At 67.9% G+C, this 26946-nt stretch carries 25 protein-coding genes; 13 read left to right on the top strand and 12 right to left on the bottom strand.

Features of this window, described 5'->3' with window-relative positions; genetic code table 11:
- Positions 1-11: 11 nt before the first annotated feature.
- Both ACOCMH_RS20440 and ACOCMH_RS20435 read right to left on the bottom strand, forming a co-directional pair.
- Positions 12-1394 (bottom strand): replication-associated recombination protein A, encoded by a 1383-nt coding sequence (locus ACOCMH_RS20440; RefSeq protein WP_427312758.1) that lies wholly within the window; start codon positions 1392-1394, stop codon positions 12-14.
- 78 nt (positions 1395-1472) lie between these two features.
- Entirely contained in the window at positions 1473-2606 is a 1134-nt protein-coding gene (locus ACOCMH_RS20435; RefSeq protein ID WP_427312757.1) for an ABC transporter ATP-binding protein, read from the bottom strand.
- A gap of 152 nt (positions 2607-2758) precedes the next feature.
- Between ACOCMH_RS20435 and ACOCMH_RS20430 the strand changes: the two genes are divergently transcribed.
- Both ACOCMH_RS20430 and ACOCMH_RS20425 read left to right on the top strand, forming a co-directional pair.
- Positions 2759-4402, top strand: a complete 1644-nt coding sequence (locus ACOCMH_RS20430) for an ABC transporter permease (RefSeq protein ID WP_427312756.1) — start codon at positions 2759-2761, stop codon at positions 4400-4402.
- Between the two features lie 108 nt (positions 4403-4510).
- Positions 4511-5182 carry a hypothetical protein gene (locus ACOCMH_RS20425; RefSeq protein ID WP_427312755.1) on the top strand — a complete coding sequence of 224 codons (672 nt, stop codon included), beginning with the start codon at positions 4511-4513 and terminating at the stop codon, positions 5180-5182.
- Between the two features lie 266 nt (positions 5183-5448).
- Here ACOCMH_RS20425 and ACOCMH_RS20420 read toward each other — a convergent pair whose 3' ends face one another.
- Entirely contained in the window at positions 5449-6486 is a 1038-nt protein-coding gene (locus ACOCMH_RS20420; protein WP_427312754.1) for a Fe(3+) ABC transporter substrate-binding protein, read from the bottom strand.
- 183 nt (positions 6487-6669) lie between these two features.
- On the bottom strand, positions 6670-7029 hold the full coding sequence (locus tag ACOCMH_RS20415; protein ID WP_427312753.1) for a hypothetical protein: 360 nt from the start codon (positions 7027-7029) through the stop codon (positions 6670-6672).
- Positions 7030-7273: 244 nt separating this feature from the next.
- Between ACOCMH_RS20415 and ACOCMH_RS20410 the strand changes: the two genes are divergently transcribed.
- A complete protein-coding gene (locus ACOCMH_RS20410; RefSeq protein ID WP_427312752.1) occupies positions 7274-8374 on the top strand; it encodes an NAD(P)-dependent alcohol dehydrogenase in 1101 nt (366 codons plus the stop codon).
- Between the two features lie 24 nt (positions 8375-8398).
- On the opposite strand, the gene ACOCMH_RS20405 is transcribed toward ACOCMH_RS20410, so the two are convergent.
- The 3 genes from ACOCMH_RS20405 to ACOCMH_RS20395 all read right to left on the bottom strand — a co-directional run bounded on the left by ACOCMH_RS20405 (position 8399) and on the right by ACOCMH_RS20395 (position 11964).
- On the bottom strand, positions 8399-8836 hold the full coding sequence (locus tag ACOCMH_RS20405; protein ID WP_427312751.1) for a hypothetical protein: 438 nt from the start codon (positions 8834-8836) through the stop codon (positions 8399-8401).
- An 8-nt stretch (positions 8837-8844) separates the two neighbouring features.
- Entirely contained in the window at positions 8845-9480 is a 636-nt protein-coding gene (gene lolA / locus ACOCMH_RS20400; protein WP_427312750.1) for an outer membrane lipoprotein chaperone LolA, read from the bottom strand.
- A 147-nt stretch (positions 9481-9627) separates the two neighbouring features.
- Entirely contained in the window at positions 9628-11964 is a 2337-nt protein-coding gene (locus ACOCMH_RS20395) for a DNA translocase FtsK (protein ID WP_427312749.1), read from the bottom strand.
- Between the two features lie 233 nt (positions 11965-12197).
- On the opposite strand from ACOCMH_RS20395, the gene trxB reads away from it, so the two are divergent.
- From trxB to ACOCMH_RS20380, 3 genes are all read left to right on the top strand, one after another.
- A complete protein-coding gene (gene trxB, locus ACOCMH_RS20390; protein ID WP_427312748.1) occupies positions 12198-13163 on the top strand; it encodes a thioredoxin-disulfide reductase in 966 nt (321 codons plus the stop codon).
- A 114-nt stretch (positions 13164-13277) separates the two neighbouring features.
- On the top strand, positions 13278-13952 hold the full coding sequence (locus tag ACOCMH_RS20385) for a Smr/MutS family protein (protein ID WP_427312747.1): 675 nt from the start codon (positions 13278-13280) through the stop codon (positions 13950-13952).
- 12 nt (positions 13953-13964) lie between these two features.
- Positions 13965-14606 carry a trimeric intracellular cation channel family protein gene (locus ACOCMH_RS20380; RefSeq protein ID WP_171513960.1) on the top strand — a complete coding sequence of 214 codons (642 nt, stop codon included), beginning with the start codon at positions 13965-13967 and terminating at the stop codon, positions 14604-14606.
- 74 nt (positions 14607-14680) lie between these two features.
- Here ACOCMH_RS20380 and glnK read toward each other — a convergent pair whose 3' ends face one another.
- Positions 14681-15019: a P-II family nitrogen regulator gene (gene glnK / locus ACOCMH_RS20375; RefSeq protein ID WP_006162803.1), complete on the bottom strand. Its 339-nt coding sequence runs from the start codon at positions 15017-15019 to the stop codon at positions 14681-14683.
- Between the two features lie 261 nt (positions 15020-15280).
- Positions 15281-16240 carry a GlxA family transcriptional regulator gene (locus ACOCMH_RS20370; protein WP_427312746.1) on the bottom strand — a complete coding sequence of 320 codons (960 nt, stop codon included), beginning with the start codon at positions 16238-16240 and terminating at the stop codon, positions 15281-15283.
- A 339-nt stretch (positions 16241-16579) separates the two neighbouring features.
- Here ACOCMH_RS20370 and ACOCMH_RS20365 point away from each other — a divergent pair, with 339 nt between their 5' ends.
- Both ACOCMH_RS20365 and ACOCMH_RS20360 read left to right on the top strand, forming a co-directional pair.
- Positions 16580-17569 carry an SLAC1 anion channel family protein gene (locus ACOCMH_RS20365; RefSeq protein WP_427312745.1) on the top strand — a complete coding sequence of 330 codons (990 nt, stop codon included), beginning with the start codon at positions 16580-16582 and terminating at the stop codon, positions 17567-17569.
- A 3-nt stretch (positions 17570-17572) separates the two neighbouring features.
- Positions 17573-17899, top strand: a complete 327-nt coding sequence (locus tag ACOCMH_RS20360; protein ID WP_427312744.1) for a DMT family transporter — start codon at positions 17573-17575, stop codon at positions 17897-17899.
- 64 nt (positions 17900-17963) lie between these two features.
- Here the strand turns inward: ACOCMH_RS20360 and ACOCMH_RS20355 are convergent, their stop codons facing one another.
- Positions 17964-20012: an NAD(+) synthase gene (locus ACOCMH_RS20355; RefSeq protein WP_427312743.1), complete on the bottom strand. Its 2049-nt coding sequence runs from the start codon at positions 20010-20012 to the stop codon at positions 17964-17966.
- Between the two features lie 196 nt (positions 20013-20208).
- On the opposite strand from ACOCMH_RS20355, the gene ACOCMH_RS20350 reads away from it, so the two are divergent.
- Positions 20209-21450, top strand: a complete 1242-nt coding sequence (locus ACOCMH_RS20350; protein WP_427312742.1) for a GNAT family N-acetyltransferase — start codon at positions 20209-20211, stop codon at positions 21448-21450.
- 16 nt (positions 21451-21466) lie between these two features.
- On the opposite strand, the gene ACOCMH_RS20345 is transcribed toward ACOCMH_RS20350, so the two are convergent.
- Entirely contained in the window at positions 21467-22039 is a 573-nt protein-coding gene (locus ACOCMH_RS20345; RefSeq protein ID WP_427312741.1) for a cytochrome b, read from the bottom strand.
- Positions 22040-22162: 123 nt separating this feature from the next.
- Positions 22163-22690: an inorganic diphosphatase gene (ppa, locus tag ACOCMH_RS20340; protein WP_013955799.1), complete on the bottom strand. Its 528-nt coding sequence runs from the start codon at positions 22688-22690 to the stop codon at positions 22163-22165.
- Positions 22691-22900: 210 nt separating this feature from the next.
- Between ppa and ACOCMH_RS20335 the strand changes: the two genes are divergently transcribed.
- The 4 genes from ACOCMH_RS20335 (at position 22901) to ACOCMH_RS20320 (ending at position 26874) form a co-directional block, all read left to right on the top strand.
- Positions 22901-24337 (top strand): aldehyde dehydrogenase family protein, encoded by a 1437-nt coding sequence (locus tag ACOCMH_RS20335; RefSeq protein ID WP_427312740.1) that lies wholly within the window; start codon positions 22901-22903, stop codon positions 24335-24337.
- Positions 24330-24572, top strand: coding sequence for a hypothetical protein (locus ACOCMH_RS20330; protein WP_010813008.1), 243 nt, complete (start codon positions 24330-24332; stop codon positions 24570-24572). Before ACOCMH_RS20335 ends, ACOCMH_RS20330 begins: the two co-directional genes overlap by 8 nt.
- Positions 24573-24723: 151 nt before the next feature.
- Positions 24724-25482, top strand: coding sequence for an SDR family oxidoreductase (locus ACOCMH_RS20325; protein ID WP_427312739.1), 759 nt, complete (start codon positions 24724-24726; stop codon positions 25480-25482).
- A gap of 84 nt (positions 25483-25566) precedes the next feature.
- Positions 25567-26874 carry an MFS transporter gene (locus tag ACOCMH_RS20320; protein ID WP_427312738.1) on the top strand — a complete coding sequence of 436 codons (1308 nt, stop codon included), beginning with the start codon at positions 25567-25569 and terminating at the stop codon, positions 26872-26874.
- The last annotated feature ends 72 nt before the right edge of the window (positions 26875-26946 follow it).

The following is a 26946-nucleotide window of genomic DNA, read 5'->3' as shown; positions in this document are numbered from 1 at the left end:
TTAGCCGGCGATCAATCCGGCTCGCCCGACTTGCCACCCTTGCCGACGTCCTTGGGCCTGGCGGCGCGCTGTTCGCGATGCCAGGCGTCGTCGAGCTCGCGCAGGTGGCGCAGTTTCTCGGCGATCTTGCCTTCCAGCCCGCGCGGCACCGGCTGGTACCAGCCCTGCGCCTTGAGGTCATCCGGGAAATAATGTTCGCCGGCGGCATAGGCCTCGGGCTCGTCGTGCGCGTAGCGGTAGGCGTGGCCGTAGCCCAGCTCCTTCATCAGCCGGGTCGGTGCGTTGCGCAGGTGCACCGGCACCGCGCGCGACTTGTCCTTGGCAACGAAGGCACGGGCGGCGTTGTAGGCGTTGTAGCCGGCGTTGGACTTGGGCGCCACCGCCAGGTAGATCAGCGCCTGGCCCAGTGCCAGCTCGCCCTCGGGCGAGCCCAGCCGCTCATAGGTCTCGGCCGCGTCCAGCGTGATGCGCGCGGCGCGCGGATCGGCCAGGCCGATATCCTCCCACGCCATGCGCACAATGCGCCGCGCCAGGTAGCGCGGGTCGGCGCCGCCGTCGATCATGCGGCAGAACCAGTACAGCGCGGCGTCCGGGTCCGAGCCGCGCACCGACTTGTGCAGCGCGCTGATCTGGTCGTAGAAGGCATCGCCGCCCTTGTCGAAGCGGCGCAGGTTTTCCGACAGCGCACTGCCGAGCAGCGCGGTGTCGATCTGCGCGGCGCCGGCGGTGCGTGCCGCGCGCGCGACGATCTCGATGTTGTTCAGCAGCTTGCGGCCGTCGCCGTCGGCCGAGGCCACGATCAGCTGCAGCGCCTCGTCCTGCCAGCTCAGTTCCCCCTGTGTGCCGCCGAGTTCTTTGCTGGCGCGCAGCGCCAGCTGCGTCAGCTCGGCATCGTCCAGGCTCTTGAGCACATAGACCGCCGCACGCGACAGCAAGGCGCCATTGACCTCGAACGAAGGGTTCTCGGTGGTGGCGCCGATAAACGTGAACAGGCCGCTTTCCACGTGTGGCAGGAACGCGTCCTGCTGGCTCTTGTTGAAGCGGTGCACCTCATCCACAAACACCAGCGTGCGGCGGCCATGGGCGCGGAACTGCTCGGCGCGCTCGACCGCCTCGCGGATGTCCTTGACGCCCGACAGCACCGCCGACAGCGCGATGAACTCGGCGTCGAACGCATCCGCCATCAGCCGCGCCAGCGTGGTCTTGCCCACGCCGGGCGGGCCCCACAGGATCATCGAATGCGGCTCGCCTGACTCGAACGCCACGCGCAGCGGCTTGCCCGGGCCGAGCAGATGCTGCTGCCCGATCACCTCGTCGATGGTGCGCGGGCGCAGGCGCTCGGCCAGCGGTTGCCGGGAACGGTCGGAAGGATCGGAAAAAAGCGAGTCCGCCACGGTAGTCAGAACCTGTCTATACGCAAGATGCAGAGCGCCACAGTGTAGACCATTGGCGCATTTCCCTTGCGGGGGCGCCTAGGCGGCAAACGCCACCACGTCCTCGATCTCGACGCGGATGCCGATGCGCTCGCCCACGGCGTGGTTGTGGTGCGAGGGCACCAGCGCCAGCACGCGGCCGCCGCTGGCCAGGCGCAGCGTGTACAGGATCTCGGCGCCGCGGAAGGCCTTGTGCACCACCTCGGCGCGCATCGGGCTGGCGTCGTCGTGGATGATGTCATCGGGACGCACCAGCACGTCGACCGCGGCGCCGGCCGGCAGGTCCAGCGGCACGGCCGGGCGCAGCAGGCCCAGTTCCAGTTCGATCTCGCCGCCAGCGCGCAGCCGTCCCGCCATCAGCACGCCCTGGCCGATAAAGCCGGCGACAAAGCGCGACGCTGGCCGGTGGTACAAGTCGTGCGCGCTGCCCCATTGCTCGATCACGCCGTCGTGCATCACGCCGATCTCGTCGGCCATGGCAAAGGCCTCGTGCTGGTCGTGCGTGACCAGGATGGCGGTGGTCCCTTGCGCCTTCAGGATTGCGCGCACCTCCAGGCTCAGGCGTTCGCGCAGGTCCACGTCGAGGTTGGAGAACGGCTCGTCGAGCAGCAGCAGTTCCGGGCGCGGCGCCAGCGCACGGGCGAGCGCGACGCGCTGCTGCTGGCCGCCGGACAGTTCGTGCGGATACTGGCGGCCAGCGCCGTCCAGGCCCACCAGCTGCAGCACCTCGCCCACCCGCGCCGCGCGCTCGGCCCGGCTGGCGCGCGTCAGGCCGAAGCCGACGTTGGCCGCCACGTCCAGGTGCGGAAACAGCGCGTAGTCCTGGAACACCATGCCGATGCGACGATGCTCGGGCGCCAGCAGCGTGCCCGATGACGACACGGTCCGCCCGTCCAGCACGATGCGGCCGTCCTGCAGCGGCTCGAAGCCGGCGATAGCCCGCAGCACCGTGGTCTTGCCGCAGCCGCTGGGCCCCAGCAGACAGGCGATATGGCCGCGCGCCACGGCGAACGACAGGCCCTTGACCACGGCATGGCGGCCGAAGGCGTGGCGGATTCGATCCAACTCGATGACGGCCGGGGCGGGGACGGCAGGGTCCAGGGCATCGGCGCGGGTGGCCGGACGGCTGCGGGCCTGGGCCGCCGGCAGCCGTGAATAGGAATCGGTTCGCATCTGCGCATTATAGGGACGTGCCAGGGTCCTGCGGCCGCCCACGCCCTGCCCCGGCCTGCCGACGGCGCCGGCATTGCTAGAATGCGTCAGCCCGCACACGGCGCCACCCGGCAAAGATCCGGCGCGCGGCACTTTGCTCACTGTTCGCCCGCATGCTCCTGTCCAGCCGCCGCCGCTTCCATCCCCTGACCCTGGCCACCGTCGCCATGGCGCTGCTGATCGCCGTGCCGGTGCTGGTGATCGCCTCGGCCGTGCTGCTGCCCGCGGGCGACACCTGGCGCCATCTGCTCGACACGGTGCTGGCCGAGTACGTGCTTAACACCGTCTGGCTGCTGTGCGGCGTCGCCGCGGGCGTGCTGCTGCTGGGCGTGAGCACTGCCTGGCTGGTATCGACCTACCGCTTCCCCGGCCATGCCGTGATGGAATGGGCGCTGGTGCTGCCGATGGCGATGCCGGCCTATGTCATCGCCTACGCCTACACCGACGCGCTGCAGTTCGCCGGGCCGGTGCAGGGCTGGCTGCGCGAGGTGACCGGCTGGCGCGCGCGCGAGTACTGGTTTCCGGAGATCCGCTCGCTGGGCGGCGCGATCGCGCTGTTCTCGCTGGTGCTGTACCCCTACGTCTACCTGACCGCGCGCGCCGCCTTCCTGCAGCAGACCCAGAACACGCTGGAAGCCGCGCGCCTGCTTGGCCACGGCACCTGGAGCCGGCTCTGGCGCGTGGTGCTGCCGCTGGCACGCCCGGGCATTGTCGCCGGCACCACGCTGGCGCTGATGGAAACGCTGGCCGACTTCGGCACCGTGGCCTATTTCGCCATCCCGACTTTCTCCACCGGCATCTACCGCGCCTGGTTCTCGCTGGGCGACAAGAACGCCGCGGCGCAGTTGTCGGCGTGCATGCTGCTGTTCGTGGCCGCCATCCTGCTGATCGAGCGCGCCAGCCGCGGCCGCGCGCAGGTGTTCGGCAACCAGCGCCGCGCCGCGGCCTGGACCCTGGACGGCACACGCGGCTGGCTGGCGCTGGCGGCATGCCTGGTGCCGGTGCTGCTGGGCTTCCTGGTGCCCGCGCTGATGCTGTGCCGCATGGCCTTCACTGACGGCGATGCGCAGTTCGGCCCGCGCTTTGCCGGGCTGGTGCGCAACAGCTTCCTGCTGGCCAGCGCCACCGCGCTGGCGGCGGTGGCGGTCGCGCTGGCGGTGGGCTACGCCGCGCGCGCGGTCAACGGCAAGCGCAGCTGGCTGATGCGCGGCCTGACAAGGGTGTGCGGCATGGGCTATGCGCTGCCGGGCTCGGTCATCGCGGTGGGGGTGCTGGTGCCGGTGGCGCGGCTGGACAATGCGCTGTCGGCCTGGCTGCAGCAGCAGTTCGGGGTCTCGGCGGGGCTGCTGCTGACCGGCGGCATCGCCGCGCTGGTCTACGCGCTGCTGGTACGCTTCCTGGGCGTGGCGCTGCAGACCGTCAATGCCGGGCTGGGCAAGATCACGCCCAGCATGGACGCCGCCGCGCGCAGCCTCGGCCACGGCCCCGGCGCCACGCTGCGGCGCGTGCATCTGCCGATGCTGCGCGGCAGCCTGCTGACCGCGGCGCTGATCGTCTTTGTCGACGTGATGAAGGAACTGCCGGCGACCTTCGTGATGCGGCCGTTCAATTTCGACACGCTGGCGGTGCAGGCCTACAACCTGGCCGCCGACGAGCGCCTGACCGAGGCCGCCACCGCCTCGCTGGTGATCGTGGCGGTCGGGCTGCTGCCGGTGATCGTGCTGTCGCGCACGATCCGCCGCCAGGCGCAGCGCTGAGGCCGCGCGCGCGCCGCGCTAAAGTCGCGCCGCCTGCGCGCCGATAGCCTCTTATGGCCCGGCCCCCGCCCGGGCGCGACCCGCGGCATGACCGCCGCGCAAGAGCCTATGCTGCGATATCACATCCTGCTGTTCAAGTTGAACCGGCTCAGCCGCAACAAGCTGAGCGGCGTGGAAGAAGTCTCGCTGGCCGGACAGCTGGCCGAGATGATCGGCTCGGCCGACACCGCCGCACGCGTGATCGACGACCTGTTCGACCATGCCAACCCGCAGGTTCGCCGCATCGCGCTCAATGCGGTCCGGCGCGCACGGCAATTCTCCGCGCCCGCGTTGCAGCCGGCGCTGGTGCGCCGCATGGCCGATGCCGAAGCGGCGGTGCGCCACGACGCCGTCTGGATCGTGCAGGAAACCCGCATGGACGGGGCCGAACTGCGCGCCGCGCTGCGCCGCCTGGCCGGCAAGGTGCAACTGCCGTGGGACGCCGAGCGCGCCCGCGCCAACCCCGGCGATACGGCGCTGGCCGCGCAGGTGCGCGCCCGCATGGCGCTGGACAAGCTGCTGGAAAAGAGCGCGGCGGAGCACAACCAGGCGCTCGCGGCAATGGCGCTGGGCGCAGCCGGGGACCAGCCCTATGCCGAAGGCACGGTCGGCCACAAGGGCCTGCTGCAGCGGGCGCTCGTGCGGCGCCAGGCGGGGCGGCGGCTCCACAGCAGCGTCAAGCTGACCTTCCGCAAGGTTGAACCGACGCAGGTGACGGGGAACAAGCGGTTTTTGCTATGACAGCGACGTCTGGCTGCTGACAACCTAGCAACCGCTTGCTTGTTCCCTCTCCCGCAAGCGGGAGAGGGGAGCAAACCGGCAGCAGCAGCAATGCCTCGAGCCTCCCGCTTCCCGCATTGCGTACTCCCTCTCCCGCGTGCGGGAGAGGGTTGGGGTGAGGGCCGATGCATCGACGAAGTCGAGGCCTTCGATACTGCCTGCGCCGGCCCTCACCCCCGCCCCTCTCCCGCAAGCGGGAGAGGAGCGAAAACACTCGCAGTTTGGCTTTACTTGAACCCCGCCCGATCGACCAGCTTCTGCGCCTGCGGCTGGTACTTGCCCAGCTCGGCCACGTTGATGGTGTCGGACTTGAACTCGCCCAGCGCTTCGAGCACGGGGTTGCTGACCTTCACGCCCTTCACCACCGGCCATTCGTTGTTGCCGTCGGCAAAATAGCGCTGCGCTTCGTCGCTGGCCAGGTACTCAAGGAACTTGACCGCCGCTTCCTTGTTGGGCGCGTGCTTGAGCATGCCGCCGCCGGAGACGTTCATGTGCACGCCCTGGCTCGACTGGTTGGGCCACAGCACGCCCAGCTTGTCGGCCACGGCCTTGTCTTCGGGCTTGGTCGACTTGAGCAGCCGCGCGATGTAGTAGGTGTTGGCGATGGCCACGTCGCACTCGCCGGCGGCAACCGCCTTGAGCTGGTCGGTGTCGCCGCCCTTGGGCACGCGCGCCAGGTTGGCGGCCACGCCGCGCGCCCATTGCTCGGTGCGGGCCTCGCCGTCGTGGGCGATCAGGCTGGACACCAGCGACAGGTTGTAGACATGGCCGCTGGAACGCGTGCAGACCTTGCCCTTCCACTTGGGATCGGCGAGGTCTTCATAGCTGGCGATGTCGCCGGCCTTGACCGCGGTCTTGTTGTAGGCGATCACGCGGCCGCGGGCCGAGAAGCCGAACCACTCGCCATTGGGATCGCGGTAGTTGGCGGGGATGCGCGACTCCAGCACCTTCGACTTCACCGGCGCGAACACGCCGGCCTGCTGGGCGCGCCACAGCCGCCCGATATCCACCGTGATGAACACGTCCGCCGGGCTGTTGGCGCCTTCATTGCGGATGCGTTCCAGCAGCGGGTCTTCCTGGCCTTCGATGCGGTTGATCTTGATGCCGGTTTGCCTGGTGAAATTGGCGTACAGCGCCTCGTCAGTCTGGTAATGCCGCGCGGTGTAGAGGTTGAGTACCTTTTCCTGGGCCGCGGCCGCAAGCGGCAGCGTCAGCAGGGCCAGTGCCGCGGCGCGCAGCAGCAAGGTTCGGAGGGTGGTTTTCACGCGGTGGCTCCCCAGCATGGTTTGGGCAGCCGCCGGGCACCGCCAAGGCCGCCCGGTGATTGGATTCCGGTTAGCGGAAAACAATATTGATTCTTGTTCAGGCGGTCAAATTACATTTTTGTCATGTTGGGCGGCGCTTGCGCAGGGTCAAGATGACCGCTCAACACCGGCATGCCGGCGGGCTCAGCCGCGGCGCACCCACACCACCTTGCCGGCCTGGATCCCGAGCGTGCGCCGCTGCGGGTTGTAGTCCATGGTGCCGGGAAACTGCTGGCCGTCGCGCTCGCCCAGGCGCCACGCGCAGCCTTGCAGCAGGCTGATGGCTTCGGCCTCGGGCTTGCCGACCAAGGCGTCGTCGGCGAGCTTGTCGGCAGCGCAGCCGGCCGGCGTGCCGCGCGAGCCTTGCGGGCCGGGGACCGGAGCCGGAGCCGGGGCCGCCGGTTCTGCCGGCGCGGCCGCGCAGCCGGCCAGCAACGCGCCGCCCACCGCCAGCCACAGCAGTTGATGGGTCCGGCTGCGGATCATGGTGTGCATCGGAATCATGGGGTCCTCCTTGGCAGGGTTGGCGAGTCAGAAGATTCTGGGACACAGGGCGCCGGGCCGGGTTCAGTTTCCTTTCACTCAGATCTGAAACTTTTGCCGGATCGGCGCCGGCGCGGCATTTTGCGGTCTGGCCCGCGCTTGACCTGGATAAAGCGGTCTATAACCCATGCGTGCTATCAAGGATCAAGCAGGCCCGGCGACGGCCGGGCCCATTCGCCCAACCCATACCCAATGGGAGAAACGCATGACCGCAATGATGAAAGCCGCCGTCTTTGTCGAGCCCGGCCGGATCGAACTGGCCGACAAGCCCATTCCCGATATCGGCCCCAACGATGCACTGGTGCGCATCACCACCACCACGATCTGCGGCACCGACGTGCATATCCTGAAGGGCGAATACCCGGTCGCCAGGGGCCTGACGGTAGGCCACGAGCCGGTCGGCGTGATCGAGAAGCTGGGCAGCGCGGTGGCGGGCTACCGCGAAGGCCAGCGGGTCATTGCCGGCGCGATCTGCCCCAACTTCAATTCCTACGCCGCGCAGGATGGCGTGGCCTCGCAGGACGGCAGCTACCTGGTGCCGCAGGGACTGTGCGGCTGCCATGGCTACAAGGCCACCGCGGGCTGGCGTTTCGGCAACCTGATCGACGGCACGCAGGCGGAATATGTGCTGGTGCCCGATGCGCAGGCCAACCTGGCGCCGATCCCCGACGGCCTTACCGACGAGCAGGTGCTGATGTGCCCCGACATCATGTCCACCGGCTTCAAGGGCGCGGAAAATGCCAACATCCGCATCGGCGACACCGTCGCGGTCTTCGCCCAGGGCCCGATCGGCCTGTGTGCGACGGCCGGCGCGCGGCTATGCGGCGCGACCACCATCATCGCCATCGACGGCAACGACCACCGGCTCGAGATCGCGCGCAAGATGGGCGCGGACGTCGCGCTCAATTTCCGCAACTGCGACGTGGTGGACGAGATCATGAAACTGACCGGCGGCCGCGGCGTCGATGCCTCGATCGAGGCGCTCGGCACCCAGGCGACCTTCGAGCAGGCCTTGCGCGTGCTCAAGCCCGGCGGCACGCTGTCCAGCCTGGGGGTGTACTCCAGCGACCTGACCATCCCGCTGGCTGCCTTTGCCGCCGGACTCGGCGACCACAAGATCAACACGGCCCTCTGCCCCGGCGGCAAGGAACGCATGCGCCGGCTGGTCAATGTGATTGAATCGGGCCGCGTCGACCTTGGATTGCTGGTGACCCATCACTACAAGCTGGAGAATATCGTCGCGGCGTACGACCTGTTCGCCAACCAGCGCGATGGCGTGCTGAAGATCGCCATCAAGCCGCACTGAGCCAGCGCCGGCGCTGCGCCAGCCTCAGCCTTTGGCGCGGTCGGCCAGCTTCTTCATCGCATCGGCCGGCAAGGGGCCGTGGCAGGTGCGTTCGCCACCGGCTTCGCTGACCACCAGCCATACGTGGCCCGGCTTGTCTTTCGGGTGCAGCAACCACGCCGGGCCGCGCGCATTGCTGCTCGGCGGCAAATCTTCCAGCACGCCGGTGCTGGCCGATTGCAGCATCACTGCGCATTCGCCGGCGGGCACGAGGGTGGCCTTGAGGAAGGCCGGGTTGCCGAGCACCTCGGGCAACGCCGAGTCCGACGCGTGCAGGAAGGAATCGACGTCGAACTTGCTGGCGCCGCCGCCACTGCTGGCGCATGCCGCCAACGCGAGCACCCCAGCGCCAGCCAGCACCGCCGCGCCAAGGCGGCGATACCTCTGGCCCGATCCTGCTGACGCTTGCTGCGCATCCATCATGGCGGCCCTCATTGCTTCATCACATCGGCACCCTTGGGCACCGTAAACCGGAACGCATCGGCCGCCAGCGGCGGGTTCTTCTGCATGCCGGTGAAGGTCAGCAGCGTGGTGTTGCCGAACGCGTCGCGCAACTCCATTGCTTCAAGATTGCCGGCCTTGAAGCCGATGCCGATGCGCTCGAACTGCGTGTCCTTGGCCTTGGGCGTCAGCTCCAGCCATTCCACGCCGTCGCGCGTCGGCCCGTTCTTGACCACGAAGTTCTTGTCGAGGTCATTGCTGCCGAACAAAATCGCCGCCGGGCTGGAACCGAGCGCGCCATCGAGCTTGCGCTCGGTGACCTGGTTCAGGTCCTTGTCATAGATGTACAGGGTCTGGCCGTCGGCCTGCAGCAGCTGCTCGTAAGGCTTGGTATAGCGCCAGGTGAACTTGCCCGGGCGCGCGAACACGAAGGTGCCGCTGGAAGTGCCGGTGACCTTGACGTTGGCGCCCTGGCCCTTGACCTGGCGCTGGGTGAATTCGCCGCGCGCGCTCTTCACGCCGGTGACAAAGCTCTGCAGCTGGTCGGTGGCGGCGGCATGGGCCGGCACCTGCAGGGCAAACATCGCCAGCGCGGCGCAAGCCGACACGAGGATGCGGTTTCGCATGGTTCGGGTCCTGGTAGTTGTAGGGATGTTGCCGTGCTCACGTCGCGCACGGGCAACCTGTCCTTTTAGAGCAGCCGGCTGCGCGGGGATTCCGCACCACGCGCGCCGCCGGGTAACGGGATATTACGAAGGCTGCGCGAGCGGCGCTCAGTCATCTTCGCGCGCGGCGCCACTGCCCTGCACCAGGATGTCGCGGTTGCCGTTGCCCGACATCGCCGACACCAGCCCGGCCTTCTCCATGTCCTCGAGCAGCCGCGCGGCGCGGTTATAGCCGATGCGCAGGTGGCGCTGCACCAGCGAGATCGACGCGCGCCGGTTTTTCAGCACCACCTCGACCGCCTGGTCGTACAGCGGATCGGCTTCGCCGCCGCCACCGCCGATGCCGGCCCCGCCGCCAAACCCGTCGCCGCCGCCGGCGTCATCGGTCAGGCCGCCTTCCAGGATGCCCTCGATGTAGTTGGCCTCGCCGGATTCCTTGAGCTTTTCCACCACGCGGTGGACTTCCTCGTCCGAGACAAAGGCGCCATGCACGCGCACCGGCAGGCCGGTGCCCGGCGCCAGGTAGAGCATGTCGCCCATGCCCAGCAGCGCTTCGGCGCCCTGCTGGTCGAGGATGGTGCGCGAGTCGATCTTGCTGCTGACCTGGAACGCGATCCGGGTCGGCACGTTGGCCTTGATCAGCCCGGTGATCACGTCCACCGACGGGCGCTGCGTCGCCAGCACCAGGTGCAGGCCGGCCGCGCGCGCCTTCTGCGCGATGCGGGCGATCAGTTCTTCCACCTTCTTGCCGACCACCATCATCAGGTCGGCCAGCTCGTCGATGACGATGACGATGGTGGGCAGCTTGTCCAGCGGCTCGGGCGCGTCCGGGGTCAGGCTGAACGGGTTCGGGATCTTCTCTTCGCGGGCCGCGGCCTCGTCGATCTTCTTGTTGTAGCCGGCCAGGTTGCGCACGCCCAGCTTGCTCATCAGCTTGTAGCGGCGCTCCATTTCGCCGACCGCCCAGTTGAGCGCGTTGCCGGCCTGGCGCATGTCGGTCACCACCGGGCACAGCAAATGCGGGATGCCCTCGTAGACGCTCATTTCCAGCATCTTCGGGTCGATCAGGATCAGGCGCACGCTCTCGGCCTTGGCCTTGTACAGCAGCGACAGGATCATCGCGTTGATGCCGACCGACTTGCCCGAGCCGGTGGTGCCGGCCACCATGCAGTGCGGCATGCGCGCCAGGTCGGCCACCATCGGCTTGCCGGCGATGTCCTTGCCCAGCGCCATGGTCAGGCTGGACGCGCTCTCGTTGTAGACCTGCGAACCCAGGATTTCCGACAGGCGCACGGTCTGGCGCTTCGGGTTGGGCAGCTCCAGCCCCATGTAGTTCTTGCCCGGGATGGTCTCGACCACGCGGATCGACACCAGCGACAGCGAACGCGCCAGGTCGCGCGCCAGGTTCACCACCTGGCTGCCCTTGACGCCGGTGGCGGGTTCGATCTCGTACCGGGTGATGACCGGGCCCGGATAGGCCGCCACCACCTTGACCTCGACGCCGAAGTCCTTGAGCTTTTTCTCGATCAGGCGCGAGGTGAATTCCAGGGTCTCGGCGCTGACGGTTTCCTGGTGCGGCGGGATCGGGTCCAGCAGCGACAGCGGCGGCAGGTCCGAGTCCTGGATATCGGCGAACAGCGGCTGCTGCTTCTCGCGCTCGACGCGCTCATGCTTGGGCACCGCCTGCGGGCGCACGATCTGCACCGGCGCCGCCTCTTCGATGCGCACGCGCTGCACCTCGACGGTTTCCTTGCGCTCGGTCTTGGCGGCCTCGCCGATGATGCGATCCTGCTTGCTCTCGCGGCGGGCCTTGAAGCCGAGGAACAGGGTTTCGACAAAGCCGCCGATCTGCTCGGCCACGGTCAGCCACGAGAAATGGAAGAACAGCGACAGCCCGATCGCGAGCAACAGCAACAGCAGCAGCGTCGCGCCGGTAAAGCCCAGCGCCACTTGCAGCCAGCCGCCGAGCAGGTCGCCCAGCACCCCGCCCGGGGCGCGCGGCAGCGCGGCGCGCAGCGGGTACATGCGGATTGCCTCCAGGCCCATGCTGGAGAACAGGGTCAGCGCAAAGCCGATCCAGCTGACGGTCACGCCCTGGCGGTGCAGGCCGTGATCGGTGCGCTCGGGCAGCTCGGCGGTCAGCGTGCGCCAGCCGCGCCAGCAGCGGCGCACCAGCAGCACCGCCAGCCAGTAGGCGGAGAAGCCGAAGATAAAGAACAGCACGTCGGCCACCCAGGCGCCGACGCGGCCGCCCAGGTTGTGGATATCGGCGACCTGGTTGGCGTGCGACCAGCCGGGGTCGGTCTTGCTGTAGCTGGCCAGCACGCACAGGAAACCCAGCGTGACGGCCAGCAGCAGAAACCAGCGGACTTCGCCCAGCAGTTTGCCGATGCGGGATGGCAAGGCTGAGGGATCGGTGCGGGTGGTCGTGGTAGCTCGGGCCATGCCTGGTGAGACTCGCGTGTTAGGTGATTCCGGGTGGGTGTTGGACCGATGCCGCCCTTGCCCAGTGGTCGCTCACCGGGTGACTGACAGGCATCGTGGCGGCCATTTTAACGTGGCCCGAGACTATCGCGCCCATTGGAATTTGCAACAGTGAGCAAATGCGGCTCCTCTTATAATGTCGCTTTCGAGCAATGCCGGTGGGCACCATGCCGCACCGGCCACAGGAACGCATCATGGCAAAACACGCAAAAGTGCTGATTCTCGGTTCCGGTCCCGCCGGCTACACCGCCGCGGTCTACGCGGCCCGCGCCAACCTGGAACCGGTGCTGATCACCGGCCTGGCGCAGGGCGGCCAGCTGATGACCACCACCGACGTCGAGAACTGGCCGGGCGATGCCAAGGGCGTGCAGGGTCCCGAGCTGATGCAGCGCCTGCTGGCGCACGCCGAGGAATTCAAGACCGAAATCATCTTCGATCACATCCATACCGCGAAGCTGGTCGATGAAAAAGGCCAGCCGGCCCGTCCGTTCACGCTGATCGGCGACGCCGGCGAATATACCTGCGACGCGCTGATCATCGCCACCGGCGCGTCGGCGCAGTACTTGGGCCTGCCGTCCGAAGAGTCCTTCATGGGCCGCGGCGTGTCGGCCTGCGCCACCTGCGACGGCTTCTTCTACAAGAACCAGGAAGTCGCCGTGGTCGGCGGCGGCAATACCGCGGTGGAAGAAGCGCTGTACCTGTCGCATATCGCCAGCAAGGTCACCGTGATCCACCGCCGCGACAGCTTCCGCGCCGAGCCGATCCTGGTCGACCGCCTGCTGCAGCGGGAAAAGGAAGGCCGCGTGGTGATCCGCTACGACAGCGTGCTGGACGAAGTGCTGGGCGACGACTCCGGCGTGACCGGCATCCGCGTGCGCGGCACCAAGACCAGCCAGACCGAAGACCTGAAGCTGGCCGGCGTCTTCATCGCCATCGGCCACAAGCCCAACACCGACCTGTTCACCGGCCAGCTGGCCATGGAGAACGGCTACCTGGTGACCAAGTCCGGCCTGCAGGGCGACGCCACCGCCACCAGCGTGCCGGGCGTGTTCGCCGCGGGCGACGTGCAGGACCATGTGTACCGCCAGGCCATCACCAGCGCCGGCACGGGCTGCATGGCGGCGCTCGACGCGCAGCGCTTTGTCGAAGCCTTGAAGTAAGCAACCCCTGCGCCGGCCGGGCCGCCACCGCCCGCCGGTGCGTCACTCGGGCGCCGCCCTTCCGCGGCCCCGCCAGTCGATATAATCGGCGCCGAGCCTCCGGAGATTTTTTCAATGACGCACGGCGCCCGCAAACCCGACCGACCGCCGCAACGCCTCGGCCTGAACGACCTTGCCCGGCTGCGCGACACCCTCAAGGCCGATACCGAGCGCCGCGAAGCCGAGCGCATTGCCGCCGAGCAGGCGGCCGCGCGCGCCCGCGCGGAGGCCGATGTCTTCCGCACCAGCGTCGGCCAGGTCAGCCAGCTGCGCGACCGCAACCGCGCCCACCATCCCCCCAGCAAGCCCGCGCCGGTGCCGGTGCAGTCGCAGCGCAACGACCAGGCCGTGCTGCAGGCGTCGCTATCCGATGAATTCGATGTCGAAAGCCTGCTGGAAACCGACGAGACGCTGTCGTTCCGCCGGCCCGGCATCGGCATGGACGTGGTGCGCAAGCTGCGCCGCGGCGAATGGGTGCCGCAGGACAAGGTCGACCTGCACGGCCTTCGCAGCGACGAGGCGCGCGAGGCGCTGGCCGAGTTCCTGCGCCGCTCGGTGCGCAACGGCGTGCGCTGCGTGCGGGTAATCCACGGCAAGGGCCTGGGCTCGCCCGACAAGCTGCCGGTGCTCAAGGGCAAGGTGCGCAGCTGGCTGGTGCAGAAAGAGGAAGTGCTGGCCTTCGTGCAGGCGCGCGAAGCCGAAGGCGGCGCCGGCGCGCTGATGGTGCTGCTGCGCCCGCCGCGCACCTGACGCAGCGCCCGGATGCACGTTCCGCTCGAGTTGCTGATGGGGCGGCTGCCCCTGATCCTCCACATCATGGAGGTGATCGGCGTGCTCGCCTTCGCGGTCTCGGGCGTGGTCGACGCGCGCAAGCAGCGCCTGGACGTGGTCGGCACCTTCGTGGTGGCCTTTGCCACCGCCTTTGGCGGCGGCACCTTGCGCGACGTGCTGCTGGACCGGCGCCCGTTCTACTGGGTCGACCACGAAGGCTATGTGCTGCTGATCTTCGCGATGTCGTTCGGCGCGTCGTTCGTGCTGCGCGTAGTCAGCCGCGTGGCCTCGGACCGGACCATGATCGTGGCGGATGCCATCGGGCTGGGGCTGTTCTCGGTGACCGGCGCCTCGCTGGCGCTGGTGGCGCAGATGACGCCCACCGTGGCGGTGATGATGGGCATCATCTCGGCCGTGTTCGGCGGCGTGGTGCGTGACGTGCTGTGCAATGAAGTGCCGATGATCCTGCGCGACCGCTCGCCCTATGCCACCTGCTCGTTCATCGGCTGCTGGATCTATATCGGCCTGACCTGGGTCGAGGTCCGGCAGGAGGCGGCGCTGCTGACCGGCGCGCTGGCGATCATCGCCATGCGCCTGGCGTCGGTGCGCTACGGCTGGAAGCTGCCCAGCTGAGCTGGCGGCGAATGCGCACGCACCAATGAAAACGCCGCCCTGCAAGGCGGCGTGTCGCTGAGCTGGCCGGAGGCTCAGACCGCGGCTTCGTCCTGCTCGCCGGTGCGGATGCGGATCACGCGCTCGATCTCGGTGACGAAGATCTTGCCGTCGCCGATCTTGCCGGTGTGGGCGGCCTTGACGATGGCATCCAGCACGGTGTCCAGCTGGTTTTCGGCGACCACCACTTCGATCTTGATCTTGGGCAGGAAGTCGACCACGTACTCGGCGCCACGGTACAGCTCGGTATGCCCTTTCTGGCGGCCAAATCCCTTTACTTCGGTCACCGTCAGCCCGGTCACGCCGACGTCAGCCAGGGCTTCACGCACCTCGTCGAGCTTGAACGGTTTGATGATGGCGGTAATCTGCTTCATGACGGGCCCCTGTTTATCGTTTGTTCACGCGCCTGACGGCGCATCGCCGCGGACGCGGCGCTCTCCGGCTGGCATTTTAACAGTCATTGGCGCCGTGCATTCCCCGCCAGCCCTCGCCTGGCGCGGCCAGAACGTTGGCCAGCGCGCATCGCGCCACGGCCAGCCGGCCGCCGAAGTTGTGGACAACCCTGTGGACAGCAAACCGGAAAACCTGTGCAAAGCTTGTGCAGAGCCTGTGCAAACGCTGTGCACTGCACTTGCTCAGGCCTCGCCACGAAAGCGGCGCCGGTAATCCGACGGCGCCACCCCGACGCGGCGCAAGAAGGCCCGCCGCAGGTTGTTGGCGTCGCCGAACCCGGCCAGCGCCGCGACGCGCTTGAGCGGATGGTGCGAACCCTCGAGCAGCCGACGCGCGGCATCGAGGCGCGCGGCTTCGACGAAATCCGCCGGCGTCACCTGGCATTCCTGCTTGAAGATGCGGGCAAAGTTGCGCGTACTCATGCCGGCATGCGCCGCCAGTGCCTCCACCGACAGGTTGCCCGCCAGGTTCTCGACCACCCAGCCCTGTACTTCGCGGATCGCATTGCGCTCGGCGGTCTGCGCGGCCAGGTGGGCACTGAACTGCGACTGCCCGCCCGGACGCTTGAGGAACATCACCAGCTCGCGCGCCACGCGCAGCGCCACGGCCCGCCCGAAATCCTCCTCCACCAGCGCCAGCGCCAGGTCCAGGCCCGCGGTCACACCGGCCGAGGTGTACAGGTTGCCGTCCCTGACATAGATCCGGTCGGGCTCGACCTGAACGCCCGGGAACATGCGCGCCAGGCGATCGGTGGCGTTCCAGTGCGTGGTGACGCTACGCCCGTCAAGCAGGCCCGCATGCGCCAGCAGCATCGCGCCCGAGCAGACCGACCCCATTCGCCGCACGGTCCGGGCCCGCTCGGCAAGCCAGGCGTGGATGGATTCGTCCTGCTCCTGCAGCCACAACGTGGGCCCGCCGGCGACCAGCAGCGTGTCGATATCGTCACTGCAAGTGTCCAGTGTCGCATCCGGCTGGACGCGCATGCCGTTCGAGGCAGTCAACAGGCCCGGGAGCGGCGCGATGATCTCGAACTGGTAAGCATCGGGCTTTCCGACCTGCCGGGCGCCTTCGTGGAACACGTCGAGCGGGCCGGCAAGGTCCAGCATCTGGAAGCCTGGGAAGGCAACAACAGCAATCTTCATGGGATCAAGCAAGGCGCGGAGGTGGTGGCTGTAAATGACAGTCTACGCAGATTCTGCCAGCGAGGTCCGGCCACCGAAAAAGTGTGATTTCCCACGGCGTATTGCGTCATTCCCGCCCGCCGCAGTCTAGGAAGGAACGCCCCGGTTGCGCGGATGCTGGCAGGCATCGCGTCTGAATTGGCCGTATTTGACGTACCAGCATACTTTCGGCCAACGGAAGCGGCAACGATAATTTCTTCCACCGGCCGCGTTCCACCCAGCTCGCTGCGCCGGCCATCGTTCCACGGGCGTGGCACGCCGCGGCGGCCCCCAGCCCCCCACTGACAGCAGATTCCATTCATGACTTTTGCAACCCATCCCGCGGCCACCTTGCCGGCGCCGCGAAGCTCGGTCAAATACCTTCCGGTCAACCTGTTCGCCGCCGTCATGGGCTTGTCCGGCCTGTCGATGGCATGGCGCGGCGCCGGCACCGCGTATGGCGTCAGCCCGGTCATTGGCGACGCGGTCGGCGTGGTGGCTGTGATCGCCTTCCTGGTGCTGGCCGCGGGCTACCTCGCCAAGTGGCTACGCTACCCCGACGCGGTCAGGGCTGAGTTCAGTCACCCGGTAGCGCGCAACTTCTTTGGCACGATCGCCATTGCGATCCTGCTGCTGTCGTCAGTGGTCGGCGCGCATCACAAGTCCCTGGGCCAGGCGCTCTGGACCCTCGGCAGCGTGATCACCGTGGCGCTGGCCTTCGTTATCGCCGGGCGGCTGTTGCATGGCCGGACCGAGGCGGCGAACGTGGTGCCGGCGTGGCTGATCCCCGGCGTGGCCACGCTGGACATCGCCGTGGCCGGCGGCACCATGCCGATGGCGTGGGCGCGCGAGGTCAACCTGCTCGCCGTCGGCGTCGGCACCATGATCGCGCTGGTGTTCTTCACCATGATCATCGCGCGGCTGATTCGCCACGATCCGCTGCCGGCCGGCATGGTGCCCTCGCTGATCATCCTGATCGCGCCGTTCGAGGTGGGCTTCCTTGCCTATGTCAATGTGACCGGCCGCGTCGACATGTTTGCCGGCATGCTGTTCTACTCGGGCCTGTTCCTGTTCGTGCTGCTGTCATGGCGCGTGTTTCGCCGCCCGGCGCCTTTCGCGCCGTCGTGGTGGGCCATCAGCTTCCCGATGGCCGCGCTGTCGAACGCGGCGCTGGCATATGCCGGACAGGGCCAGTCCGCCGTGCTGACGTGGCTGGCCGGGCTGATCCTGCTGATGCTGACGGCGGCGATCGCGGTGCTGTTTGTGCGCACGCTGCACAGCCTGTTCACGCATCGCTTGCTGGCGGGCTGAGCGATGTCCTGGACCCTGTTGGCGATTGCTGGCCTGCTTGAGATCGCCTTCGCCTTCGGCATGAAATGGTCGGCCGGCTTCAGCCGGTTCTGGCCCAGCGTCTATGCGGTCGCCACCGGCGTGGCCAGCATCGTGCTGCTGACGCTGTCGCTGCGCGTGTTGCCGGTAGGCACGGCCTATGCGGTGTGGACTGGTATCGGCGCTGCCGGGACCGCGACGCTCGGCATGCTCTGGCTGGGCGAGCCCGCATCGATGGCGCGCGTGGGCTGCATCGCGCTGATCGTGGGTGGCGTGGCAGGGCTGAAACTCGTCTCCGGCCCGGCGGCATGACCGCGCACCGCCAGCAAAATGGCCCGCATGGTGCGGGCCATTCTTCATCGGCAAGTAGCTGCCATCAGGCCGGCACCCGCTCCAGGTCCGCCAGCCACACCACCGACTCCGAGTCGCTCGGCGCGCGCCAGTCGCCGCGCGGCGACAGCGAGCCGCCCGAGCCCACCTTGGGCGCATTCGGCACGCAGGATCGCTTGAACTGGCTGGTACGGAAGAAGCGGTCCAGGAAGATCGCCAGGTTGCGCTTGATGTCGGCCAGGCCGTACTGGTTGCGGACCACATGCGGGCCGTTGGGCCAGATGCCGCGCTCGCGGTCACCCCACGCATGCTGCGCCAGGAAGGCGATCTTGGACGGGGTAAAGCCGAAGCGCAGCGTGTAGTAGAGGTTGAAGTCCTGCAGCTCGTACGGGCCGATGGTGCTCTCGGTCTTCTGCTCGGGGCCATGGTTGCTGTCGCCGGGGATCAGTTCCGGGCTGATATCGGTATCGAGCACCGCCAGCAGCACGTCCGAGCCGCCCTCGCCCACTTGCCCGGTCTCGGCCACCCAGCGCACCAGGTGCGAGATCAGCGTCTTGGGCACGCTGGCGTTGACGTTGTAGTGCGACATGTGGTCGCCCACGCCGTAGGTGCACCAGCCCAGCGCCAGTTCGCTCAGGTCGCCGGTGCCGATCACGATGGCATGGTGGAAGTTGGCCAGCCGGAACAGGTGGTTGGTGCGCTCGCCCGCCTGCACGTTCTCGAAGGTCACGTCGTAGACCTTCTCGCCGGCGGCATACGGATGGCCCAGGTCCTTCAGCATCGCCAGGCACGACGGCCGGATATCGATCTCGGTCGCGGTGCAGCCCACTACCTGCATCAGCTGGCGCGCCTGCTGCAGCGTGCGGCCGCTGGTGGCAAAGCCGGGCATGGTGTACGCCAGGATATTGGCGCGCGGCAGGCCCAGCCGGTCCATCGCCTTGGCGCAGACCAGCAGCGCGTGGGTGGAATCCAGCCCGCCCGAGACGCCGATCACTACCTTGCTGATGTTGCTGGCCGACAGCCGCTGCACCAGCGCCTGCACCTGGATGTTGTAGACCTCCATGCAGCGTTCGTCGCGCTGGCGCGGATCGGCCGGCACGTACGGGAAGCGCGCCACGTTGCGCTGCAGCGGCAGCGATTTTTCCAGCGTCAGGTCGAGCGGGAAGCGGATCACGCGGAACTGGTCCACCTCCGCCTTGTGCCGTCGCACCGAGTGGCCGAAGGTCACCTGGTGCATGCGCTCGCGTGACAGCCGCTCGACGTCGATATCGGCGAACAGCAGGTGCGAGTCGTCGGCAAAGCGCTCGGACTCCGCCAGCAGTTCGCCGTTCTCGCAGATCAGCGCCTGGCCGTCCCACGCCAGGTCCGTAGAAGACTCGCCCTTGCCGGCCGAGGTGTACAGGTAGGCCGCCAGGCAGCGCGCCGACTGCTGCGACACCAGCTGGTGGCGGTAGCCCGACTTGCCGACCACGATATTCGATGCCGACAGGTTGACCAGCACGGTGGCGCCGGCCAGCGCCGCGAACGACGACGGCGGGATCGGCACCCATACGTCCTCGCAGATTTCCGCGTGGAAGCGGAAGTCGGGGATGTCCTCGAGGTCGAACAGCAGGCCGGCGCCGAACGGCACCTCCTGGCCCAGCAGTTGGATCGACCCGACCGCGGCGTTGTCGGCGGCGCTGAACTGGCGCGCCTCGTAGAATTCCCAGTAGTTGGGCAGGTAGGTCTTGGGCACCACGCCCAGGATGCGCCCGCGCGCCACCACCACGGCGCAGTTGAACAACTGGTGCTCGACCCGCAGCGGCATGCCGACGATCAACGCCGCCGGCAGCTTGCGCGAGGCCTCGACGATGGTAGCCAGCGCCGCCTGGCAGGCGTCCAGCAGCGCGCGCTGGTGGAACAGGTCATCGCAGGTGTAGGCCGACAGCCCCAGTTCCGGGAACGCCACCAGCACCGCGCCGCGCTGCGCCGCCTGCGTCGCCAGGACAATGGTCTCGTTGGCGTTGAAGGCCGGGTCGGCCACCCGGCAGACCGGCACGCCCACCGCGACGCGCGCGAAGCCGTGCGAATAGAGGTTGAAAAACAGGTTTTTCATATCGGGCCTTGGTGATGGAGTCTTGCGGCGGCCCCTTGGACCAGGCCGCAATGGGTGCGCTCCGCCTGAGGCATCGATGGATGCCTGGGAAGGCACTATTGACCAGGAAGCTCCATTTTACGACGCCAGCCGCGCTGCACAGCCAGCGCGCGGGGATTCCGGTAGACTCGACCAGTCCACAGAGAGAACTGGTGCCATGCAGTCTGAATCATGCGTGACCGGGCAGGGCCAGCCGGCACGGCAATCGCACAACGAAGCGCGCGATGCTGCCCCGGAATACCGTACCGAAATCGTCTCCGACCTGGCCCGGATCGACGCCGCCGCCTGGGACGCCCTGGTGGCACGCCACGCCGACGCCACGCCCTTCCTCAGGCATGCCTTCCTGCACGCCCTGCACGCCAGTGGCAGCGCCTGCGCCGCGACCGGATGGCATCCGCGCTACCTGACCTTGTGGTCACCGCCGGCGGCGGGCCGCCCGGAACGGCTGGCGGCCGCCATGCCGCTCTACGCCAAGGATCACTCCTATGGCGAGTACGTCTTCGACTGGGCCTGGGCCGACGCCTATGCCCGCAACGGCATCGAGTACTACCCCAAGTGGCTGGCCGCGATCCCGTTCACGCCGGTGCGCGGCGCGCGGCTGCTGGCCGAAGACGCCGATGCGCGCCGGCTGCTGCTGCAGATGGCGCTGGCGCTCGCCGCTGAAAGCCAGATGTCGTCGCTGCACATCCTGTTTCCGGACGAGGCCGAAGCCGCGCTGATGCAACAGGCCGGCATGCTGATGCGGCACGGCGTGCAGTTTCACTGGACCAATGGCGGCTACGGCAACTTCGACGACTTCCTGGCCACGCTGTCGCAGAAGAAGCGCAAGAACATCCGCGCCGAGCGCAGGCAGGTGGCCCAGGCGGGCATCACCTTCCGCCGCCTGCGCGGCACGGAGATCGACGACGAGGCGTGGAAATTCTTCAACCGCTGCTATCGCCAGACCTACCGCGAGCACCATTCCACGCCCTACCTGAACCTCGACTTCTTCCGCCGCATCGGCGCCGCCATGCCGCAGCACCTGCTGCTGGTGATCGCCGAGCGCGGGGGCCAGCCCATCGCCAGCTCGCTGCTGGTCTATGACGACTCGCCCGCGGTCAGCACCCTCTACGGCCGCTATTGGGGCGCGCTGGAATACCACCCCTGCCTGCACTTCGAGACCGCGTACTACCAGCCGCTCGAGTTCTGCATCGAACAGGGCATCGGCACCTTCGAGGGCGGCGCGCAGGGCGAACACAAGATGGCGCGCGGCTTCCTGCCGGTGGCCACGCGCTCGGCCCACTGGCTGGCGCATCCGGCCTTTGCCGATGCCGTCGAGCGCTTCCTGGCGCGCGAGCGCCAGGGCATCGACGCCTACCTGGACGAACTGGGCGAGCGCAACCCCTTCGCGCGCGCCTGATGCGGTGACGCGGCGCTCAGCGCCACATCCGCCGCAGCGTGTGGTCGCCCAGCATGTAGTGGTGGAACAGCGCCGCCATCGCGTGCAGGCCGATGACCAGGTAGAACGCGGTGCCCAGGGTCTCGTGGAGCTCCTTGACGGTGTCCTTCAGCGCCGGGTCGGCCGCGACCAGCGCGGGCACTTCGATCCCCAGTGAAGGCAGCGCCAGCAGATGGCCGCCGGCATTCATCGCCAGCAGGCCCAGCAGCGGCTGGGCCAGGATGAACAGGTACAGCACCCAGTGCATGGCCGCGCCGGCCTGCTGCATCCAGCGCGCGCTCGGTTCCGGCGCGGGGGCGCCGTGCACCAGGCGCCACAGCAAGCGCGGCACGGCCAGCACCAGCACCAGCGCGCCGGCCCATTCATGCACCGCCATGGCCAGCGCGCGCGGCGGCGTGCCCTTGGCAAGGTTGCCCTTCAGTTCGATAGCGGCATAGGCCAGCGCCACCAGTACGAATACCATCCAATGGAAAGACACCGCGAGTCGGTCATAGCGGCGCGACGACGTCAGCGTCTGCGGCGATGCCTGGGGTTCGGTGACGGGATGCATGGCGACTCCTGTTGTCAGTACCCGGATAGCGTAGCGCACGCCATTTGGCCGGGTCCTAATGCGCATCAAGCGCGCGGCAATAAAAAACCCCGCCTAAGCGGGGCTGCCGGGGGGCGGTTCAGCTTACTTCTTGTAGTTCGCCACGCCGTCGGTGATTTCCTTGTGGGCTTCCTCGATGCCGGCCCAGCCTTCGACCTTGACCCACTTGCCGGCTTCCAGTGCCTTGTAGTGCTCAAAGAAGTGCTTGATCTGGTCCAGCTGGTTTTGCGGCACGTCCGACAGGCCCTTCATGTAGGCGGTCGCCGGCGACAGCTTATCGAGCGGCACCGCCACCAGCTTGGCGTCGACACCCGATTCATCGGTCATCTTCAGCATGCCAAGTGCGCGGCAGCGCACCACGGCGCCCGCCAGGATGGGGAACGGCGACAGCACCAGCACGTCGACCGGATCGCCGTCGCCCGACAGCGTCTGCGGGATATAGCCGTAGTTGGCCGGATAGCGCATGCCGGTGCCGATAAAGCGGTCGACGAACAGCAGGCCGGTTTCCTTGTCGGCCTCGTACTTCACCGGATCGCTCTGGGCCGAGATCTCGATGATGACGTTGAAATCGTTGGGGATGTCCTTGCCCGGGGATACGAGATTGAAGCTCATGCGGTTCTCCAGATGCGTGCGGTGTGTGTTGGATGGCGGGCATTATAGCGGCTCATGCCTGACCGCAGGCTGACAGGCCGGCCCCCCGCGGCGCCTTGCAGGCCGGCCGGCGTCGGCGATAATGGCGCATTCTTCAGCCGTCGCTGAATAGCGCAGCGCCCCCCGCTGCCCTGCCCTCTGTTGTTGCACCCTGCTGCCCCGGAGCCATCCATGCACGCCCAGCACTTCGTCGCCAACCGCCTGATCGCGCCCGACAACGGCCTGCGCATCAAGGTGTTCGATCCGTCCAACGGCGAACCTTTTGCCGAGATCGCGCGCGGCAACGCCACCGATATCAATGTCGCCGTCCATGCGGCGCGCCAGGCCGCCGACGGCGCCTGGGGCCAGATGGCCCCGGCCGAGCGGGTGCGCCTGCTCAACCGCGTCGCCGTGGCGCTGATCGCCCACGAGGAGGAACTGGCCGCGCTCGAGGCCCGCGACACCGGCAAGCCGCTGCGCCAGGCCCGCGCCGACGCGCGCGCGGTGGCGCGCTATTTCGAGTTCTACGCCGGCGCGGTCGACAAGCTGCACGGCCAGACCATCCCCTACACCCCCGGCTACACCGTGCTGACCGTGCGCGAGCCGCACGGCGTGACCGGCCACATCATCCCGTGGAACTACCCGCTGCAGATCTTCGGACGCAGCGTGGGCGCGGCGCTGGCCGCCGGCAACGCGTGCGTGGTCAAGCCGGCCGAAGATGCCTGCCTGTCGCTGCTGCGCGTGGCCGAGATCGCCGCGGAAGCCGGCCTGCCCGAAGGCGCCCTCAACCTCATCACCGGCTACGGCCATGAGGCCGGCGCCGCGCTGGCGCGCCACCCAGGCATCAACCATATCTCGTTCACCGGCTCGCCCCAGACCGGCAAGCAGGTGTCGCAGCTGGCCGCCGAGAACCACGTGCCGGTCACGCTGGAACTGGGCGGCAAGTCGCCGCAGATCGTGTTTGCCGATGCCGACCTCGACGCGCTGGTGCCGGTGGTGGTCAACGGCATCGTGCAGAACGCCGGCCAGACCTGCTCGGCCGGCAGCCGCCTGCTGGTCGAGCGCCCGGTCTATGACCTGCTGCTGGACCGGCTGGCTTCGGTGTTCGAATCGCTGCGCGTGGGTCCGGCCGAGCTGGACCTGGAATGCGGCCCGCTGATCAGCCGCAAGCAGCAGCAGCGCGTATGGGACTTCGTCTCGGATGCGCAGCACGCCGGCGTGGCGGTGATGGCGCAGGGCCAGATCGTGGCCGAGGCGCCAGAGGCCGGCTACTACCAGGTGCCGATGCTGTTCCGCGACGTGCCGCCGGCGCACCGGCTGGCGCAGGAAGAAGTGTTCGGCCCGCTGCTGGCCGCGATGCCGTTCGACACCGAGGCCGAAGCCATCGCGCTGGCCAACGGCACGCCCTACGGGCTGGTGGCCGGGGTCTGGACCCGCGACGGCGGGCGCCAGCTGCGCCTGGCGCACAAGCTGCGCGCGGGCCAGGTCTTTATCAACAACTACGGCGCCGGCGGCGGCGTGGAGCTGCCCTTCGGCGGCAGCGGCCAGTCCGGCTACGGCCGCGAGAAGGGCTTCGAGGCCCTGTACGGATTCACCACACTGAAAACCATCGCCATTCAACATGGGTAACATCAACTTCCTGTCCGTCGCCTTTGCCATCTTCTTCTTCTGGATGGCATGGCATGTCCGCAACAAGCGCGCCACCAATCCTTCGGGCATGCCGCGGCTGCAGGTATTCAAGCGCAAGTGGGGCGATGTGGTGGGCGACCGCGTGCACTGGTGCCTGTACGTGGCGCTGCCGTTCTTGCTGGCGTTGATGATGGTGGCGAATGCGCTGAGGGGGCGGGGACCGTTTTCGCATTGAGCGAACGAGGTCCAATCATGGAGGGCGCGTGAAAGGGCCAACGCCCGTTGCGCACGCTCCCCTCTCCCGCGAAGTGGGAGAGGGGAGCAACCCGCAGGACTTGATCACTCATTAGCAAACACAGTACGCATACCAAAAAAGGAGACAAGCCATGAGACTGGCCAACAAGGTAGCGATCGTCACCGGCGGCGGTTCCGGGTTCGGCGAAGGCATTGCCCACACCTTTGCGCGCGAAGGCGCCAACGTGGTGGTGGCCGACCTGCGCGAAGATGCGGCCGAGCGCGTCGCCGCGGCGATCCGCGATGCCGGCGGGCGCGCCCGCGCGGTCCGCGCCGATGTCTCGCGCGAAGCCGATACCGAAGCCATGCGCGAGGCCGCGCTGGCCACCTTCGGCGACGTGCATATCGTGGTCAACAACGCCGGCACTACCCATCGCAACAAGCCCATCCTGGAAGTCACCGAAGACGAGTTCGACCGCGTCTACGCCGTCAACGTCAAGAGCATCTACTGGTCGGCGCGCGCCTTTATCCCGCATTTCCGCCAGCGCGGCGGCGGCGTGTTCGTCAATATCGCTTCCACCGCCGGCATCCGGCCGCGCCCGGGGCTGGTCTGGTACAACGGCAGCAAGGGCGCGGTGATCACGGCGAGCAAGGCCATGGCCGCGGAGCTCGGCCCGGACAATATCCGCGTCAACTGCGTCAACCCGGTGATCGGCGCCACCGCGCTGCTGGAAGAATTCATGGGCATGCCCGACACGCCCGAGAACCGCGCCCGGTTCCTTGCCACCATCCCGATGGGGCGCATGTCGACGCCGCAGGACGTGGCCAACGCCTGCCTGTACCTGGCCTCGGACGAAGCGGCCTTCATCACGGGCACCTGCATCGAAGTGGACGGCGGCCGCTGCGTCTGAACCCGCCCCGCCTGCCTGCTTGCTTAGTCGTACGGTAGCTGTAAGAACGCGTCACACAGAAACGCCATTTCCTCAGGAGACAGCATGACAACGACCGCAGTAAACCCCGGCGTCAGCGACGCCGCCTTTGAAGACGCCACCTACCGCAAGGTCAGCTGGCGCCTGGTGCCCTTCCTGCTGCTGTGCTACGTGGTGGCCTACCTGGACCGCGTCAACGTGGGCTTCGCCAAGCTGCAGATGCTCAATGCCCTGCAGTTCAGCGAGACCGTCTACGGCCTTGGCGCCGGCATCTTCTTCATCGGCTACTTCCTGTTCGAGGTGCCGAGCAACGTGATCCTGCACAAGGTGGGCGCGCGCATCTGGATCGCGCGCATCATGATCACCTGGGGCGCGATCTCGGCGGCGATGATGTTCGTCACCACGCCGACCATGTTCTACGTGCTGCGCTTCCTGCTGGGCATTGCCGAAGCCGGCTTCTTCCCCGGCATCATCCTGTACCTGACCTACTGGTACCCGGCCAACCGGCGCGGCCGCACCACCACCTTCTTCATGACCGCGATCGCGCTGTCGGGCGTGATCGGCGGGCCGCTGTCGGGCTGGATCATGCAGTCCTTCGACGGGCATAACGGCTGGGCCGGGTGGCAGTGGATGTTCCTGCTGGAAGGCATTCCCTCGATCCTGGTGGGGCTGTGGGTGCTGGCCTACCTGGATGACCGCATCGCCCACGCCAAGTGGCTGTCGGCCGAAGAAAAGGCGCTGCTCGAGCGCAACATCGCCAGCGAGAATGCGCACAAGGAAGACCCGCCGATCCGCACCGTGCTGTCCAGCCCGCGCGTGTGGCTGATGAGCGCGATCTATTTCTGCTTCGTGATGGGCCTGTACGGCGTCAGCTTCTGGCTGCCGACCATCATCAAGCAGACCGGTGTCAAGGGCGCGCTCGATATCGGCCTGCTGACCGCCATCCCTTATGGCTGCGCGGTGATCGGCATGGTGCTGGTGGCCTATAGCGCCGACCGCAGCGGAGAACGCCGCTGGCATATCGCCCTGCCCGCGCTGGCCGGTTCGGTGGGGCTGCTGCTGTCGGTGCAATGGCATGGCGATACTACGCTGGCAATGGTGGCGCTGACGCTGGCGACCATCGGTATCCTGACCACGCTGCCGCTGTTCTGGAGCCTGCCCACGGCATTCCTCGCCGGCACCGGCGCGGCCGCGGGCATTGCGCTGATCAACTCGCTGGGCAACCTTGCAGGCTTTCTCAGCCCGTACGCGGTGGGCTGGCTCAAGGACCTGACCCACAGCACGGATTCCGGCATGTACCTGCTGGCCGCGTGCCTGGTGGTGGGCGCGGCACTGACGCTGTCGGTGCCGAAGCGGCTGGTGAGCCAGAAGTGAAGTCGCCCGGGCGCCGCTTGGCGTCCCCAAAGCGCCGTCGACTGACGCCGTTGTAGGACCACGCCCGGCAGT

The organism is Cupriavidus sp. H39, assembly GCF_050271075.1.
Taxonomy (GTDB): Bacteria; Pseudomonadota; Gammaproteobacteria; order Burkholderiales; family Burkholderiaceae; genus Cupriavidus; species Cupriavidus necator_B.
Note: the sequence above shows the minus strand (reverse complement) of the source record. Positions and strands in the feature narration are given on the sequence as shown.